The 16,693-nt window shown below is 72.3% G+C and carries 14 protein-coding genes and 1 pseudogene; all 15 read left to right on the top strand.

The features are described from left to right. Window positions 1-64: 64 nt before the first annotated feature. The 15 genes and pseudogenes from pyrR (at window position 65) to metK (ending at window position 16,687) form a co-directional block, all read left to right on the top strand. Window positions 65-649, top strand: a complete 585-nt coding sequence (gene pyrR / locus ABZ807_RS02125; RefSeq protein ID WP_357151611.1) for a bifunctional pyr operon transcriptional regulator/uracil phosphoribosyltransferase PyrR — start codon at window positions 65-67, stop codon at window positions 647-649. Next, window positions 646-1,635, top strand: a complete 990-nt coding sequence (locus ABZ807_RS02120; RefSeq protein ID WP_357151609.1) for an aspartate carbamoyltransferase catalytic subunit — start codon at window positions 646-648, stop codon at window positions 1,633-1,635. The genes pyrR and ABZ807_RS02120 overlap by 4 nt, the downstream gene beginning before the upstream one ends. Continuing rightward, entirely contained in the window at window positions 1,632-2,909 is a 1,278-nt protein-coding gene (locus tag ABZ807_RS02115; RefSeq protein ID WP_357151607.1) for a dihydroorotase, read from the top strand. The genes ABZ807_RS02120 and ABZ807_RS02115 overlap by 4 nt, the downstream gene beginning before the upstream one ends. A 61-nt stretch (window positions 2,910-2,970) precedes the next feature. Beyond that, a complete protein-coding gene (gene carA, locus ABZ807_RS02110) occupies window positions 2,971-4,113 on the top strand; it encodes a glutamine-hydrolyzing carbamoyl-phosphate synthase small subunit (RefSeq protein WP_357152204.1) in 1,143 nt (380 codons plus the stop codon). Further along, the gene (gene carB, locus ABZ807_RS02105; protein ID WP_357151605.1) at window positions 4,106-7,453 is read left to right on the top strand and encodes a carbamoyl-phosphate synthase large subunit; all 3,348 of its coding nucleotides are present in this window, start codon (window positions 4,106-4,108) and stop codon (window positions 7,451-7,453) included. The genes carA and carB overlap by 8 nt, the downstream gene beginning before the upstream one ends. 100 nt (window positions 7,454-7,553) lie before the next feature. Further along, window positions 7,554-8,591, top strand: a complete 1,038-nt coding sequence (locus ABZ807_RS02100; protein ID WP_357151603.1) for a quinone-dependent dihydroorotate dehydrogenase — start codon at window positions 7,554-7,556, stop codon at window positions 8,589-8,591. 69 nt (window positions 8,592-8,660) lie between these two features. Further along, a pseudogene (locus ABZ807_RS02095) lies at window positions 8,661-9,238 on the top strand (IS607 family transposase). Next, window positions 9,235-10,614: an IS607 family element RNA-guided endonuclease TnpB gene (gene tnpB / locus ABZ807_RS02090; RefSeq protein WP_357151601.1), complete on the top strand. Its 1,380-nt coding sequence runs from the start codon at window positions 9,235-9,237 to the stop codon at window positions 10,612-10,614. The pseudogene ABZ807_RS02095 and the gene tnpB overlap by 4 nt, the downstream one beginning before the upstream one ends. Window positions 10,615-10,639: 25 nt before the next feature. Next, complete coding sequence (locus tag ABZ807_RS02085; RefSeq protein WP_357151599.1) at window positions 10,640-11,914, top strand: adenosylmethionine--8-amino-7-oxononanoate transaminase; 1,275 nt, start codon at window positions 10,640-10,642, stop codon at window positions 11,912-11,914. A 68-nt stretch (window positions 11,915-11,982) separates the two neighbouring features. Next, window positions 11,983-12,816, top strand: coding sequence for an orotidine-5'-phosphate decarboxylase (pyrF, locus tag ABZ807_RS02080; protein WP_357151597.1), 834 nt, complete (start codon window positions 11,983-11,985; stop codon window positions 12,814-12,816). 170 nt (window positions 12,817-12,986) lie between these two features. Further along, window positions 12,987-13,304 carry an integration host factor, actinobacterial type gene (gene mihF / locus ABZ807_RS02075; protein ID WP_357151595.1) on the top strand — a complete coding sequence of 106 codons (318 nt, stop codon included), beginning with the start codon at window positions 12,987-12,989 and terminating at the stop codon, window positions 13,302-13,304. A 25-nt stretch (window positions 13,305-13,329) separates the two neighbouring features. After that, window positions 13,330-13,863 carry a guanylate kinase gene (locus ABZ807_RS02070; RefSeq protein WP_357151593.1) on the top strand — a complete coding sequence of 178 codons (534 nt, stop codon included), beginning with the start codon at window positions 13,330-13,332 and terminating at the stop codon, window positions 13,861-13,863. A 47-nt stretch (window positions 13,864-13,910) separates the two neighbouring features. Beyond that, window positions 13,911-14,174 (top strand): DNA-directed RNA polymerase subunit omega, encoded by a 264-nt coding sequence (rpoZ, locus tag ABZ807_RS02065; protein ID WP_007075826.1) that lies wholly within the window; start codon window positions 13,911-13,913, stop codon window positions 14,172-14,174. A 15-nt stretch (window positions 14,175-14,189) separates the two neighbouring features. Then, window positions 14,190-15,398: a bifunctional phosphopantothenoylcysteine decarboxylase/phosphopantothenate--cysteine ligase CoaBC gene (coaBC, locus tag ABZ807_RS02060; RefSeq protein WP_357151591.1), complete on the top strand. Its 1,209-nt coding sequence runs from the start codon at window positions 14,190-14,192 to the stop codon at window positions 15,396-15,398. Between the two features lie 98 nt (window positions 15,399-15,496). Beyond that, window positions 15,497-16,687 (top strand): methionine adenosyltransferase, encoded by a 1,191-nt coding sequence (gene metK / locus ABZ807_RS02055; protein ID WP_357151589.1) that lies wholly within the window; start codon window positions 15,497-15,499, stop codon window positions 16,685-16,687. Window positions 16,688-16,693: the final 6 nt, after the last annotated feature.

Below are 16,693 nucleotides of genomic sequence, written 5' to 3'. Positions count from 1 at the left end.
ATCCGACCGGAAATCCAGACGTCCTTTAACGACCCGTCCCGTGAGGCGGGGAAGGAGGTCCGCCGTGGCCTGCCCACCGGCTGCCCTGTCAGCGCAGGAGCGACAACCCTCGGTGAAGGTGATCCTCGCCAGCGCTGACGTCCAGCGCGTCGTCGACCGGATCGCCCACCAGATCCTGGAGAAGACCCAGGGCGCCGCCGACACCGTCCTGCTCGGCATTCCCACCCGGGGCGCCCCGCTCGCGCGCCGGCTCGCCGCCCGGATCAGCACCTTCGAGGACGTCGACGTCCCGGTCGGGGTGCTCGACATCACTCTCTACCGCGATGACCTGCGCCGGCACGCCACCCGCGCGATCGGCCCGACCCAGCTCCCGCCGAGCGGCATCGACGGGAAGCGGGTCATCCTCGTCGACGACGTGCTCTTCTCCGGCCGCACCGTCCGGGCCGCGCTCGACGCGCTCAACGACGTCGGCCGGCCGGCCTGCGTGCAGCTTGCCGTCCTGGTCGACCGCGGCCACCGCGAGCTGCCGATCCGCGCCGACTACGTGGGCAAGAACATCCCGACCGCGCTCACCGAGAGCGTCAAGGTCACCCTCGCCGAGACCGACGGCATCGACGAGGTCAGGCTCTTCGGGGGTACCACTTCATGATCCGGCACCTGCTCTCCGGGGCCGACCTGGACGCGGCCACCGCCACCCAGATCCTCGACACCGCCGCCGAGATGGCCACCGTCGCCGGCCGGGAGGTCAAGAAGCTGCCCGCGCTGCGCGGCCGGACCGTGGTGAACCTCTTCTACGAGGACTCCACCCGGACCCGGATCTCCTTCGAGGCGGCCGCCAAGCGGCTCAGCGCCGACGTGATCAACTTCTCCGCCAAGGGCTCCAGCGTGACCAAGGGCGAGAGCCTGAAGGACACCGCACTCACCCTCCAGGCGATGGGGGCCGACGCGGTGGTCGTCCGGCACCCCGCCTCCGGCGCGCCGCACCGGCTGGCGAACTGGGTGGACGGGTCGGTGGTCAACGCCGGCGACGGCACCCATGAGCACCCCACCCAGGCGCTGCTCGACGCGTACACGATGCGCTCCCGGCTGGGCCGGCTCGCCGGCCTGCACGTCGCGGTGGTCGGGGACGTGCTGCACTCCCGGGTGGCCCGCTCCAACGTGCTGCTGCTGTCCACCCTCGGTGCCAAGGTCACCCTGGTCGGCCCGCCCACGCTCATCCCGGTGGACTGGGCCGCCAGGGCGGGCGCCGCGACGCCGAACCTCTCGCTGGGCGACGCCCGCGTGGGCGGCCCGTCGGCCGCGCTCGCCCCGGGCACCGACGTCTCCTACGACCTCGACGCGGTGCTGCCGAACGTCGACGTGGTGATGATGCTGCGGGTGCAGCGGGAGCGGATGGGCGACTCCTACTTCCCCTCCGCCCGCGAGTACGCCCGCCGCTACGGCCTCGACGGCCCGCGTATGCGTCGCCTGCCCGAGCACGCGATCGTCATGCACCCCGGCCCGATGAACCGCGGCATGGAGATCACGCCCGAGGTCGCCGACTCGCCCCGCTCCACCATCGTCGAACAGGTCACCAACGGGGTCTCCGTGCGGATGGCCGTCCTCTACCTGCTGCTCGGAGGGAACAACCTGTGACCTCGTACCTCATCCGGAGCGTGAGCGTCGTCGGCGCCGCGCCGACCGACCTGCTGATCCGCGACGGCGTCGTCGCGGAGACCGGCGCCGGGCTGACCGCGCCGGACGCCACCGTCGTCGACGGCGCCGGGCTGGTCGCCCTGCCCGGCCTGGTCGACCTGCACACCCACCTGCGCGAGCCCGGCCGGGAGGACGCCGAGACCGTCGAGTCCGGCTCCCGCTCGGCGGCGCTCGGCGGCTACACCGCCGTCTGCGCGATGGCCAACACCTCCCCGGTCGCCGACACCGCGGGGGTGGTCGAGCAGGTCTGGCGGCTGGGCCGGGAGGCCGGGCTCGTCGACGTGCAGCCGATCGGCGCGGTCACCGTCGGGCTGGCCGGCGAGCGCCTGGCCGAGCTGGGCGCGATGGCCGACTCCGCCGCCCGGGTGCGGATCTTCTCCGACGACGGGTACTGCGTCGCCGACCCCAGGCTGATGCGCCGGGCCCTGGAGTACGTCAAGGCGTTCGACGGGGTCATCGCCCAGCACGCCGAGGAGCCCCGGCTCACCGAGGGCGCGCAGATGCACGAGGGTGAGGTCTCCACCCGGCTCGGGCTGACCGGCTGGCCGGCCGTCGCCGAGGAGGCGATCATCGCCCGGGACGTGCTGCTGGCCGAGCACGTCGGCAGCCGGCTGCACGTCTGCCACGTCTCCACCGCCGGCAGCGTCGAGGTGCTGCGCCAGGCCAGGGCGCGCGGGGTGCGGGTGACCGCCGAGGTGACCCCGCACCACCTGCTGCTCACCGACGAGCGGGCGGCCACCTACGACCCGGTCTACAAGGTCAACCCGCCGCTGCGTACCGCCACCGACGTCGCGGCGCTGCGCGCCGCGCTGGCCGAGGGCGTCATCGACGTCATCGCCACCGACCACGCCCCGCACGCCGTGGAGGACAAGGAGTGCGAGTGGGCGTACGCCCGGCCGGGCATGCTCGGCCTGGAGACGGCGCTGTCGATCGCCCTCGACGTGTTCGGGCCGGAGTGGGACCTGATCGCCGAGCGGATGTCGCGCACCCCGGCCCGGATCGCCGGGCTCGACTCCCACGGCCTCGACCCGGCGCCCGGCGTGCCGGCCAACCTCACCCTGGTCGACCCGGCCGCTCGCCGGGTGATCGAGCCCGCGGAGCTGGCCAGCCGCAGTCGCAACACCCCGTACGCCCGCATGACGCTGCCGGGTCGCATCGTGGCGACCTTCCTGCGTGGCGAGCCGACGGTCCTGGACGGAAAGGCTGTCAAGTGATCCGAGCGAGGAATGCAGCGGAGCGGAGTCCCGCAGTCCGGATCGGAGGGAACGCAGCATGGTGAAGCGCAGAAGCGCGATCCTCGTCCTGGAGGACGGGCGCACGTTCCACGGCGAGGCGTACGGCAGCGTCGGCGAGACCTTCGGCGAGGCGGTCTTCAACACCGGCATGACCGGCTACCAGGAGACCCTGACCGACCCGTCGTACCACCGGCAGGTGGTGGTGCAGACCGCGCCGCACATCGGCAACACCGGGGTGAACACCGAGGACGACGAGTCCGGCCGGATCTGGGTCGCCGGGTACGTCGTGCGTGACCCGGCCCGGATCGGCTCCAACTGGCGGGCCACCGGCGGGCTGGAGGACCGGCTCGCCGCCGAGGGCGTGGTCGGCATCGCCGGGGTGGACACCCGGGCGCTGACCCGGCACCTGCGCGAGCGCGGCGCGATGCGGGTCGGCATCTCCAGCGTCGAAGACGACCCGCGGGCCCTGCTGGCCCGGGTCCGCCAGTCGCCGCAGATGGTCGGCGCGGACCTCTCCGCCGAAGTGACCACCGCCGAGCCGTACGTCGTCGAGGCGGTCGGCCCGCACCGGTTCACCGTCGCCGCGCTGGACCTGGGCATCAAGCGCAACGTGCCCCGCCGGCTCGCCGCGCGCGGTGTCACCACCCATGTGCTGCCGGCCAACTCGACCATCGACGACCTGCTCGCCACCGGCGCGGACGCGGTCTTCCTCTCGCCCGGCCCGGGCGACCCGGCCACCGCCGACGGGCCGGTCGCGCTCGCCCGGGAGGTGCTGCGCCGCGAGGTGCCGCTGTTCGGCATCTGCTTCGGCAGCCAGATCCTCGGCCGGGCGCTGGGCTTCGGCACCTACAAGCTCGGCTACGGCCACCGGGGCATCAACCAGCCGGTGCTCGACCGGGCCACCGGCAAGGTCGAGGTGACCAGCCACAACCACGGCTTCGCGGTGCAGGTGCCGGGCGCGGGCCAGGGTGCGGTCGTCCCCGACCAGGTGATCGAGACCGAGTTCGGGGGCGTCCAGGTGTCGCACGTCTGCCTCAATGACAACGTGGTCGAGGGGCTGCGGGCCAGGGACGTGCCCGCCTTCACCGTCCAGTACCACCCGGAGGCGGCGGCCGGCCCGCACGACGCGGACTACCTCTTCGACCGCTTCGCCGAGCTCATCGAAGGCGGAAAGAATGCCTAAGCGGACCGATCTCAAGCACATCCTGGTGATCGGCTCCGGGCCGATCGTCATCGGGCAGGCCTGCGAGTTCGACTACTCCGGCACCCAGGCGTGCCGGGTGCTGCGCAGCGAGGGGATCCGGGTCAGCCTGGTCAACTCCAACCCGGCGACCATCATGACCGACCCGGAGTTCGCCGACGCCACGTACGTCGAGCCGATCACCCCGGAGTTCGTCGAGCTGGTCATCGCCAGGGAGCGCCCCGACGCCCTGCTGCCCACCCTCGGCGGGCAGACCGCGCTGAACACCGCGGTCGCCCTGCACTCCGCCGGCGTGCTGGACAAGTACGGCGTGGAGCTGATCGGCGCCAACATCGACGCGATCAACCGCGGCGAGGACCGGCAGCTGTTCAAGGACGTCGTCGCCAAGGCCGGCGCCCGGATCGGCGTCGAGGATCCGACCGGCCTGGTGCCGCGCTCCCGGGTCTGCCACTCGATGGCCGAGGTCGAGGCCACGGTCGCCGAGCTGGGCCTGCCGGTGGTGATCCGGCCGTCGTTCACCATGGGCGGGCTGGGCTCGGGCATGGCGCACACGAACGAGGACCTGCACCGCATCGCCGGGGCAGGCCTGGCCGCCAGCCCAACGCACGAGGTGCTCATTGAGGAGAGCGTGCTCGGCTGGAAGGAGTACGAGCTCGAACTGATGCGCGACCGCCACGACAACGTGGTGGTGGTCTGCTCGATCGAGAACGTCGACCCGATGGGCGTGCACACCGGCGACAGCGTCACCGTCGCCCCGGCCATGACGCTGACCGACCGGGAGTACCAGCGCCTGCGCGACCTGGGCATCGCGGTGCTGCGCGAGGTCGGGGTGGACACCGGCGGTTGCAACATCCAGTTCGCGGTCAACCCGGCCGACGGCCGGATCGTCGTGATCGAGATGAATCCGCGGGTGTCCCGCTCCTCGGCGCTGGCGTCGAAGGCGACCGGCTTCCCGATCGCGAAGATCGCCGCGAAGCTGGCCATCGGCTACACCCTGGACGAGATCCCCAACGACATCACCCTGAAGACGCCGGCGGCGTTCGAGCCGACGCTGGACTACGTGGTGGTGAAGATTCCCCGGTTCGCGTTCGAGAAGTTCCCCGGCGCCGACCCGGAGCTGACCACCACGATGAAGTCGGTCGGCGAGGCGATGAGCCTTGGGCGCAACTTCACCGAGGCGCTCAACAAGGCGATGCGCTCGTTGGAGACCAAGGGCGGCGGGTTCTGGACCCAACCGGACCCGGACGGGGCGACGCGGGAGAACACCCTCGCCGCGCTGCGGATGCCGCACGACGGCCGGCTCTACACCGTCGAGCGGGCACTGCGGCTGGGCGCCTCCATCGCCGAGGTCGCCGCCGCGTCCGGCGGGATGGACCCCTGGTTCCTGGACCAGGTCGCCGCCCTGGTCGAGCTGCGGGCGGAGATCGTGGCCGCCCCGGTGCTCGACGCGGACCTGCTGCGCCAGGCCAAGCGGGCCGGCCTGTCCGACCGGCAGCTGGCCGCACTGCGCCCGGAGTTGGCCGCCGAGGACGGCGTCCGTACCCTGCGGCACCGGCTCGGCGTCCGGCCGGTCTACAAGACGGTGGACACCTGCGCCGCCGAGTTCGAGGCGACCACCCCGTACCACTACTCCACCTATGACCAGGAGACCGAGGTCGCGCCCTCGGACCGGCCCAAGGTGCTCATCCTGGGCTCCGGGCCAAACCGGATCGGGCAGGGGATCGAGTTCGACTACTCCTGCGTGCACGCCGTCATGGCGCTGCGGGAGGTCGGCTACGAGACCGTGATGGTCAACTGCAACCCGGAGACGGTCTCCACCGACTACGACACCGCCGACCGGCTCTACTTCGAGCCGCTGACCTTCGAGGACGTGCTGGAGGTCTGGCACGCGGAGGACTCCTCCGGCCGGGCGGCCGGCGGGCCGGGCGTGGTCGGGGTGATCGTGCAGCTGGGCGGGCAGACCCCGTTGGGCCTGGCCCAGCGGCTCAAGGACGCCGGCGTGCCGGTGGTCGGCACCTCGCCCGAGTCGATCCACCTCGCCGAGGAGCGGGGCGCGTTCGGCGCGGTGCTGGCCCAGGCCGGGCTGCGCGCCCCGGCGCACGGCATGGCCACCTCGTACGACGAGGCGAAGGCGATCGCCGACGAGATCGGCTACCCGGTGCTGGTCCGGCCGTCGTACGTGCTCGGCGGGCGGGGCATGGAGATCGTCTACGACGACGCCACCCTGCGCGGCTACATCGGCCGGGCCACCGACATCTCCCCGGACCACCCGGTGCTGGTGGACCGCTTCCTCGACGACGCCATCGAGATCGACGTGGACGCGCTGGTCGACGCCGACGGCGAGGTCTACCTCGGTGGGGTGATGGAGCACATCGAGGAGGCCGGCATCCACTCCGGCGACTCGTCCTGCGCGTTGCCGCCGATCACCCTGGCCGGGTCGCACCTGGCCCAGGTGCGCCGCTACACCGAGGCGATCGCGCGCGGGGTGGGGGTCAAGGGCCTGCTCAACGTCCAGTACGCGCTCAAGGACGACATGCTCTACGTGCTGGAGGCCAACCCCCGGGCGTCCCGGACGGTCCCGTTCGTCTCCAAGGCCACGGCGGTGCCGCTGGCCAAGGCGGCGGCCCGGATCGCGCTCGGCGCCACCATCGCCGAGCTGCGCGCGGAGGGGCTGCTCCCGCCGACCGGGGACGGCGGCGCGATGCCGGCGGACGCCCCGATCGCGGTCAAGGAGGCGGTGCTGCCGTTCAAGCGGTTCCGCACCCCGTCGGGCAAGGGCATCGACTCGCTGCTCGGCCCGGAGATGAAGTCCACCGGCGAGGTGATGGGCATCGACACCAACTTCGGGCACGCCTTCGCCAAGAGCCAGTCGGCCGCGTACGGGTCGCTGCCGACCGGCGGAAGGATCTTCGTCTCGGTCGCCAACCGGGACAAGCGCGGCATGATCTTCCCGATCAAGCGCCTCGCCGACCTGGGCTTCGAGATCGTCGCCACCACCGGCACCGCCGAGGTGCTGCGCCGGCACGGCATCGCCTGCGAGCAGATCCGCAAGCACTACGAGTCCGGCGAGGGCGAGGACGCGGTGTCGATGATCCTCGGCGGCGACGTGGCGCTGGTGGTCAACACCCCGCAGGGCTCCGGTGCGAGCGCCCGCTCCGACGGCTACGAGATCCGCAGCGCGGCCGTCACGGCGGACATCCCCTGCATCACCACCGTCCCCGGCGCGGCGGCGGCGGTGATGGGCATCGAGGCGAGGATCCGCGGCGACATGCAGGTCCGCCCCCTCCAGGAACTCCACCGCGCCCTGCGAGCAGGCGAGTGACCCCCGACGCGGTTCCCGCGTCGATCATGAGGTTGTGGTCCGACGCCTCGGCGGGTCGTGGCAGCAACTCCGTGATCAACGAGCCGGGGGGAGCTGGGGCGTGATCTTCGAGCGGGTGGTGCGGCCTCAGCTGTTCCGGGTGGGGGGTGGGGACGCCGAGGCGGCGCACGAGTGGACGTTGCGGCGGTTGGCCGCCGTGTCGCGGCGGCCGGTGGCGCTGGCGGCGTTGCGGGCGCGGTACTTCCAACACGCGCCGCGCACGGTGTTCGGGGTCGAGTTTCCCAACCCGGTCGGGTTGGCGGCGGGGATGGACAAGAACGGCGTCGCGCTGCCGGCCTGGCCGGCGCTGGGCTTCGGCTTCGTCGAGGTCGGCACGGTCACCGCGCACGCCCAGCCCGGCAACCCCCGGCCCCGGCTGTTCCGGCTGCGCGACAGCGAGGCTGTGGTCAACCGGATGGGCTTCAACAATGCCGGCGCCGAGGCACTGGCGGCCCGGCTGGCGGCGCTGCCCCGCCCGATCGGGGCGCCGCTGGGCATCTCGCTCGGCAAGTCCAAGGTCACCCCGCTGGCCGACGCGGTCGAGGACTACCTCGCCGCGTACCGGGCGCTGCGGACGCACGGCGACTACTTCGCGGTCAACGTCTCCTCGCCGAACACCCCGGGCCTGCGCGCGTTGCAGGACCGGTCCCACCTCGACGCCCTGCTGGCGGCCCTGATGGGGGAGAAGCCGGTGCTGGTGAAGATCGCCCCGGACCTGACCGAGCCGGCCATCGCCGAGCTGCTGGAGGTGTGCCTGGCCCGCGGCGCGGCCGGCGTGATCGCCACCAACACCACCCTGGCCCGCGACGGCCTCGCCCTGACCGACCGGGGCCGCGGCGCGGAGATCGGCGGGCTCTCCGGCCGTCCGCTGGCCGCCCGGGCCCGGGAGGTGGTCGCCTTCGTGCACCGGGAGACCGGGGGCCGGCTGCCGGTGGTCGGCGTGGGCGGCATCCTCGACCCGGACGACGCCGCCCGGATGTTCGACGCCGGGGCCAGCCTGGTCCAGCTCTACACCGGCTTCATCTACCGGGGGCCCGCCCTGGTCCGGGCCGCGGCCCGCGCGTCGGCGGGCACCACCGCGCCGGTGCCGACCGGGTGACCCCTCCCGGCCGGGCAACCCTCGAGGGCAGTGAGCAAGTGGCGCCTGAGTATGCGGTAGGATGCATGGGTGAACTTAAAGGAGTGGGCGGCACGCGAGGGTGTGCACCACGTGACGGCGTACCGGTGGTTCCGGGAGGGTAAATTGCCCGTCCCGGCCCGCCGCGTCGGCAGGCTGATCCTGGTCGACCCGGCCGCGACCGTGCCCGCTCCGGAAGGCGTAGCCGTCGTCTACGCCCGCGTGTCGTCGGCCGATCAGCGCGCCGACCTGGATCGTCAGGTCGCCCGGGTTACCGCCTGGGCCACCGGGCAGAACCTGGTCGTGTCCCGCGTGGTGACCGAGGTCGGATCCGCGCTCAACGGCCGCCGTGAGAAGTTCCTCGGGCTGCTGCGCGACCCGGCCGTATCGACCATCGTGGTCGAGCACCGGGACCGGTTCGCCCGGTTCGGGGCTGAGTACGTCGAAGCGGCGCTGGCCGCGCAGGGCCGCCGGCTGCTCGTGGCCGACCCCGCCGAGGTCGACGACGACCTGTCGGCGACGTGACGGAGATCCTGACCAGTCTCTGCGTCCGGCTGTATGGCCGCAGTGCCGCAGCGAACCGGGCCAGCCGCGCGGTCGCTGCGGCCACCACCGTGGATGAGCCGTGATCGTCAATCAGGCGTACCGGTTCGCCCTCGATCCCAACGCCACTCAGGTGGCCGCGCTGGCGTCGCATGCCGGGGCCAGCCGCAAGGCGTTCAACTGGGCGCTCGGCCTGGTCAAGGCGCAGATGGACCAGCGGGCGGCGGAGAGGACGTACGGCCTGACTGGTGACCAGCTCACCCGGTCCGTGTCGTGGACGCTGCCGTCGCTGCGTAAGGCGTGGAACGAGTCCAAGGGTGATGTCGCGCCGTGGTGGGCGGAGAACTCGAAGGAGGCGTACGCCTCCGGCATCCGCAATCTGGTGCGCGGATTGGACGCCTGGCGGGACTCGAAGTCTGGCAGACGCAAAGGCCCGAAGGTCACGTTCCCCAGGTTCAAGAGCAAGCGGACCCAGGCGAAGTCGTGCACGTTCACGACCGGCGTCATCCGGATCGAGGCGGACCGCAAACATGTGACCCTGCCGCGCTTGGGCACGATCAAGCTGCACGAGTCGGCCCGCAAGTTGGCCCGGCGCCTGGACGCGGGATGTGCCCGGATTCTGTCCGCGACGGTGAAGCTGGACGGTGGCCGGTGGTTCGTGTCGTTCTCCTGCGAGGTCGACCGTCGGATCGGCACCCACGCCAAGCCGGGTGCCGTGGTCGGTGTCGACGTCGGTATCACACACCTCGCCGTGCTGTCCGTCGGCGAGATGATCGACAACCCGCGTCACCTCGCCGGGTCGGCGAAGCATCTGCGCAGGTTGTCGCGCCGGGTGTCCCGGCGGGTCGGGCCGGACCGGCGCACCAGGCAGGACGCGTCGAAACGCTGGCTGCGGGCGAACGCCGACCGGTCCCGGGCGTACGCGCGGGTGGCGAACCTGCGCCGTGACGCCCTGCACAAGCTCACCACTGGCCTGGCGGCCGAGTACGGCACGGTTGTGGTCGAAGACCTCAATGTGGCCGGGATGGTCCGCAACCGCAAGCTGGCCGAAGCCATCAGTGACTGCGGGTTCGCCACCATCCGCACCATGCTGGGCTACAAGACGACGTGGAACGGCGGCCGGCTCGTCATAGCCGACCGGTGGTTCCCGTCGAGCAAGACGTGTTCGGACTGCGGTGTAGTGAAAGCCAAACTGCCGCTGCGGGTCCGAACGTTCAAGTGTGATGCCTGCGCAGTGGTTCTGGACCGGGACCTGAACGCAGCCCGTAACCTCGCGCTGCTGGTTGAACGCGCGGCGGGTACCGGAGTGGCCGGAGACCCGGAGCCGCAAGGCTCGAACGGACGTGGAGCCGACTGTAAGACCCCGCTCGCGGGGCCGGTGGCTGTGAAACGTCCACCCCGACCGGGGACCGTCGGCCGGCAACGGCCAACTGCCGATCTGCTGCTGACTACAGCATCATGAACGGCAACGGTACGAAGGAGAGCGCGTGACGCCCGAGGAGATCCTGGCCGTCGACCGCAGCCATGTCTGGCACCCGTACGCGGCGCTGCCCCCGGCCCACCCGCCGTACGTGGTGCACAGCGCCGAGGGCGTCCGGCTGCGGCTGGCCGACGGCCGGGAGCTGGTCGACGGGATGTCGTCCTGGTGGGCGGCGATCCACGGCTACCGGCACCCGGTGCTCGACGCGGCGGTCACCGACCAGCTCGGCCGGATGAGCCACGTGATGTTCGGCGGGCTCACCCACGAGCCCGCCGTGCGGCTGGCGCGGACGCTGGTGGAGCTGGCCCCGGAGGGGCTGGAGCACGTCTTCCTGGCCGACTCCGGCTCGGTCAGCGTCGAGGTCGCCGTCAAGATGTGCCTGCAGTACCAGCGGGCCACCGGCCGCCCTGAGCGCCGCCGGCTGGGCACCTGGCGGGGCGGCTATCACGGCGACACGTTCCACCCGATGAGCGTCTGCGACCCGGAGGGTGGCATGCACCACCTCTGGGGTGACGTGCTGCCCCGGCAGGTCTTCGCCCCGGTCCCGCCCGGCGGTTTCGACGACCCGCCCGACCCGGCGTACGTGGCGGCGCTGACCGACGCGGTGGAGCGGCACGCCGACGAACTGGCCGCGGTGATCGTGGAGCCGGTGGTGCAGGGCGCGGGCGGGATGCGCTTCCACCACCCGGGGTACCTGCGCGTGCTGCGTGAGGTCACCCGGGCGCACGGGGTGCTGCTGGTCTTCGACGAGATCGCCACCGGCTTCGGCCGGACCGGCGCCATGTTCGCCGCCGAGCACGCCGGAGTGAGCCCCGACGTGCTCTGCGTCGGCAAGGCGCTCACCGGCGGGTACCTCACCCTGGCCGCCGCGCTCTGCACCCCGGAGGTCGCCCGGGGCATCTCCGCCGACGGGGTGCTGGCGCACGGCCCCACCTTCATGGGCAACCCGCTGGCCTGCGCGGTCGCGAACGCCTCCCTGGGGCTGCTGCGGGCCGGCGACTGGGCCGCCGAGGTCGCCAGGGTGGGCGCGGGGCTGCGGGCCGGTCTGGAGCCGTTGCGCGGCGCGCCCAGGGTGGCCGACGTGCGGGTGCTGGGTGCGATCGGCGTGGTGCAACTGGACCACGAGGTGGACATCGCCGCGGCGACCGCCGCCGCCGTGGCGCAGGGCGTCTGGCTGCGCCCGTTCCGCGACCTGGTCTACACCATGCCGCCGTACGTGACCGACGACGCCGACCTGGCCCGGATCGCGGCCGGGATCGCCGCGGCGGTGAAGGCCGGCTGAGCCCGGCGGGCAGGACGGACCCGGCGCGCGCCGGGTCCCGGAGCGCGAGCGTGAGGAGAGCAACGCCGATGGAGAGTTTCGGGACCCGGCTGCATCGGGCCGTGGCCGAGCGGGGGCCGCTCTGCGTGGGTATTGACCCGCACCCCGGGCTGCTGGCCCGCTGGGGGCTGCCGGACGACGTCGACGGGTTGGACCGGTTCTCGCGGACCGTCGTGGCGGCGATCGGTGATCAGGTCGCGGTGGTCAAGCCCCAGTCGGCCTTTTTCGAGCGGTTCGGTGCCCGAGGTGTCGGGATTCTTGAGTCAATTATCCGACAGTTACGAGAATGTGGCGCGCTCGTTCTGCTGGACGTCAAGCGTGGCGACATCGGCTCGACCGTCGCCGCGTACGCCTCGGCCTACCTCGATCCGTCCAGCCCGCTGCAGGTCGACGCGGTGACCGCGAGCCCCTACCTGGGGGTCGGATCGTTGGCCCCGATGTTCGAGCTGGCGGCGGCGCACGGTGGCGGGGTCTTCGTGCTGGCGCTCACCTCCAACCCCGAGGGGGCCGCGGTGCAGCGGGCCCGCACGGCCGACGGGCGCACCGTCGCGCAGACCGTCATCGACGAGATTTCCCAGCTCAACAGGGGTGCGGAGCCGCTGGGCAGCTTCGGGCTGGTGGTCGGCGCGACGATCGGCGACACCGGCCACGACCTGTCGACGGTGAACGGGCCGCTGCTCGCCCCGGGGCTCGGCGCGCAGGGCGCCACGGCGGCGGACCTGCGGACCGTGTTCGGGTCCAGCCTGCCGTCGGTGCTGCCGTCGTACTCCCGGGAGGTGCTGGGCGCCGGCCCGGACCCGGCCGCCCTGCGGGCCGCCGTGGACCGCGTGCTGGCCGACTGTCGGGGTGTTCTGGCTGACTGACGGCTCCGTCACTTTTCTTGATCTTCGCGCGCCCACGTTGCCGAAAGCGCCCGCGACGGCTAGTTTTCCCCGCGCTGGGAACCACGGACCCCTTTGGTTGCCAGCGACACCACGTTTCACTACAGCGGCGGTGCGTCCCGCCCGTCGCGATAGGGACCTGAGGAGAACTGGTGCCGCTCCCGTCACTGACCCCCGAGCAGCGCGCTGCCGCGCTGGAGAAGGCTGCGGAGATCCGCAAGGCCCGTGCTGAGCTGAAGGAGCAGCTCAAGCAGGGCAAGACAACCCTCACCTCCGTCCTCGAGCGGGCCGAGTCCGACGACGTCGTCGGCAAGCTGAAGGTTTCGGCCGTCCTGCAGGCGATGCCGGGCATCGGCAAGATCCGGGCCACCCAGATCATGGAGAAGCTCAAGATCGCCGACAGCCGTCGTCTGCGCGGGCTGGGCGAGCAGCAGCGCAAGGCGCTGCTTGGAGAGTTCGCCGCCAACTGAACGCCGCACCGTGTAGAAACAAGCGGTGAGCACGGATGACGAGGCGCGCCCGGCGGCTCGGCTCATTGTCCTGGCGGGGCCCTCGGGCGCCGCGCGGGAGAGTGTCGTCGAGCTGGTCCGGGCGCGTTCTCCGTCCGTGTGGGTGCCGGTGCCGGTGACCACCCGGCCCCGGCGCCCGGACGAGGTCGACGGCGTCGACCGGCATTTCGTCAACCCGACCGGCTTCGACCGGATGGTCGCCGCGGGCGAGCTGCTGGAGTGGTCGCGGACCGGCGGGCACCGGCGCGGCACGCCCCGCGAGCCGCTGCGGGCCCGGCTGGCGCAGGGGCGGCCGGTGCTGCTTCCGCTCGACCTGCCCGGCGCGCTCGCCGTCCGGGAGGCCCTGCCGGACGTCCGACTGGTCCTGCTGGCGCCCCCGGGGTACCGTCCGGACCCGACGGTCGTCGCGGCCGTCGGACACACCGTGGTCCACGACCTCACCGAGCGGGTCGTGGCCGAACTGGTAGGCTGGCTCGATTCTTCCTATCTGGCTCCCGCCCAGCCGCGACTGCGCGGTTGAGCGACCAGCCGCGCTCGCGCGGACACTTCAGACGCAGAGGGTATTTCGTGGGATCCATCGCCAACCCCGAGGGCATCACCAACCCGCCGATCGACGAGCTCCTCGAGAAGACCACCTCGAAGTACGCGCTGGTGATCTTCGCCGCCAAGCGTGCCCGCCAGGTCAACGCCTACTACAGCCAGCTCGGCGAGGGTCTGCTGGAGTACGTCGGCCCGCTCGTGGAGACCACCCCGCAGGAGAAGCCGCTCTCGATCGCGATGCGTGAGATCAACGCGGGCCTGCTCACCGCCGAGCCGACCGACCAGCCGTAACACCCGCGCCCGCCGATGCCCGCCGAGATCGTCCTCGGGGTCGGCGGCGGCATCGCCGCCTACAAGGCGTGTGAGCTGCTGCGGCTCCTCACCGAGTCGGGCCACCGGGTCCGGGTCGTGCCGACCGCGTCGGCGCTCCGTTTCGTCGGGGCGCCGACCTGGGCGGCCCTGTCCGGCCAGCCGGTCGCCGACGACGTCTGGTCCGACGTGCACGAGGTGCCGCACGTCCGGCTCGGCCAGCGGGCCGACCTGGTGGTGGTCGCGCCGGCCACGGCGGACCTGCTCGCCAAGGCGGCCCACGGCCTCGCCGACGACCTGCTCACCAACACCCTGCTCACCGCCCGCTGTCCGGTGGTGCTCGCCCCGGCGATGCACACCGAGATGTGGGAGCACCCGGCCACCGTCGCCAACGTCGCGACGCTGCGCTCGCGCGGCGTACGGGTGATCGAACCGGCCGTCGGCCGGCTCACCGGCGCCGACACCGGCAAGGGGCGGCTGCCCGACCCGGCGGAGATCTTCGCCGTCGCCCGCCGGGCCCTGGCCCGGGGCCTCGACGCCCCCGCCGACCTCGCCGGCCGGCACGTCGTGGTGACCGCCGGCGGCACCCGCGAGCCGCTGGACCCGGTCCGCTTCCTCGGCAACCGTTCCTCCGGCAAGCAGGGGTACGCCTTCGCCTGCGCGGCCGTCGCCCGGGGCGCCCGGGTCACCCTGATCGCGGCGAACGTCGCCCTGCCCGACCCGGCCGGGGTCGACCTGGTCCGGGTGGGTACCACCGAGGAGCTGCGCACGGCCACCCTGGCGGCCGCCGAGGACGCCGACGTGGTGGTGATGGCGGCCGCGCCCGCCGACTTCCGTCCGGCGACCTACGCCTCCGGGAAGATCAAGAAGTCGGAGGACGGCAGCGCGCCGACCATCGCGCTGGTCACCAACCCCGACATCGCCGCCGAGCTGGGGCGGCGCCGCCGGCCGGAGCAGCTGCTCGTGGTCTTCGCCGCGGAGACCGGCGACGCCGAGGCGAATGGCCGGGCGAAGCTCGCCCGCAAGCGGGCCGACCTCATCGTGATCAACGAGGTGGGCGTGGACAAGGTCTTCGGGGCCGAGACCAACGCGGCGACAGTGATCGGCGCGGACGGTACGGTGGCCACCCTCCCCGAGCAGTCCAAGGACGACCTGGCCGATCGCGTCTGGGACCTCGTGGTGACCCGACTGGCCGCGGTGGCCTGAACGCTGGTCACTTTCGCGTTGGCTGCGGCACCCTGGTAACGGGTGACTAAACTGCCGCGGAGTGACCTTTCAGAGAGACTCAAGTGCTTAGGAGTGCCGTGACACGTCTTTTCACGTCCGAATCGGTCACGGAGGGCCACCCGGACAAGATCGCCGACCAGATCAGCGACGGCATCCTGGACGCCCTGCTGGACAAGGACCCGCACAGCCGTGTCGCGGTGGAGACCCTGATCACCACCGGGCAGGTGCACGTCGCGGGCGAGGTGACGACCAAGGCGTACGCCGACATCCCGACCATCGTCCGGGAGACCATCCTCGGGATCGGGTACGACTCGTCGAAGAAGGGCTTCGACGGTGCCTCCTGCGGGGTCAACGTCTCGATCGGCGGGCAGTCCGCCGACATCGCCCAGGGCGTGGACAACGCCTTCGAGCTGCGTACCGGTGAGTCGGAGAGCGCGCTGGACGCGCAGGGCGCCGGCGACCAGGGCATGATGTTCGGCTTCGCCTGCTCGGAGACCCCGGAGCTGATGCCGCTGCCGATCGCCCTGGCGCACCGGCTGGCCCGCCGGCTGGCCGCCGTGCGCAAGGACGGCACCATCCCCTACCTGCGGCCCGACGGCAAGACCCAGGTCACCATCGAGTACGAGGGCCTGCGCCCGGTCCGGCTCAACACCGTGGTCGTCTCCAGCCAGCACGCCGCGGACATCTCGCTGGACTCGCTGCTCACCCCGGACGTGCGCGAGCATGTCATCGCCCCCGAGCTGGAGAGCCTCGGCCTGGACACCGAGGGCTACCGGCTGCTGGTCAACCCGACGGGCCGGTTCGAGATCGGTGGCCCGATGGGTGACGCCGGCCTGACCGGCCGCAAGATCATCGTCGACACCTACGGCGGGTACGCCCGCCACGGCGGCGGCGCCTTCTCCGGCAAGGACCCGTCGAAGGTGGACCGGTCGGCCGCGTACGCGATGCGCTGGGTGGCCAAGAACGTCGTGGCCGCCGGGCTGGCCGAGCGCTGCGAGGCGCAGGTCGCCTACGCGATCGGCAAGGCCCACCCGGTCAGCCTGTTCATCGAGACCTTCGGCACCGAGACCGTGCCGGTCGCCTCGATCGAGAAGGCCGTCACCGAGGTCTTCGACCTCCGCCCGGCCGCCATCATCCGGGACCTCAACCTGCTCCGCCCGATCTACCAGCAGACCGCCGCGTACGGCCACTTCGGCCGCGAGCTGCCGGACCTGACCTGGGAGAGCACCGACCGGGCCGCCGACCTCAAGTCGGTAGCGGGAGCCTGACCGGCA

The organism is Micromonospora sp. NPDC047548, assembly GCF_040642975.1.
GTDB lineage: Bacteria > Actinomycetota > Actinomycetes > Mycobacteriales > Micromonosporaceae > Micromonospora.
Note: the sequence above shows the minus strand (reverse complement) of the source record. Positions and strands in the feature narration are given on the sequence as shown.

Coding starts and splice junctions, on each gene's coding strand:
- ABZ807_RS02120 (WP_357151609.1), top strand. CDS start 646: ATGATCCGGCACCTGCTCTCCGGGGCCGACCTGGACGCGGCCACCGCC.
- carB (WP_357151605.1), top strand. CDS start 4,106: ATGCCTAAGCGGACCGATCTCAAGCACATCCTGGTGATCGGCTCCGGG.
- pyrF (WP_357151597.1), top strand. CDS start 11,983: ATGGAGAGTTTCGGGACCCGGCTGCATCGGGCCGTGGCCGAGCGGGGG.
- coaBC (WP_357151591.1), top strand. CDS start 14,190: ATGCCCGCCGAGATCGTCCTCGGGGTCGGCGGCGGCATCGCCGCCTAC.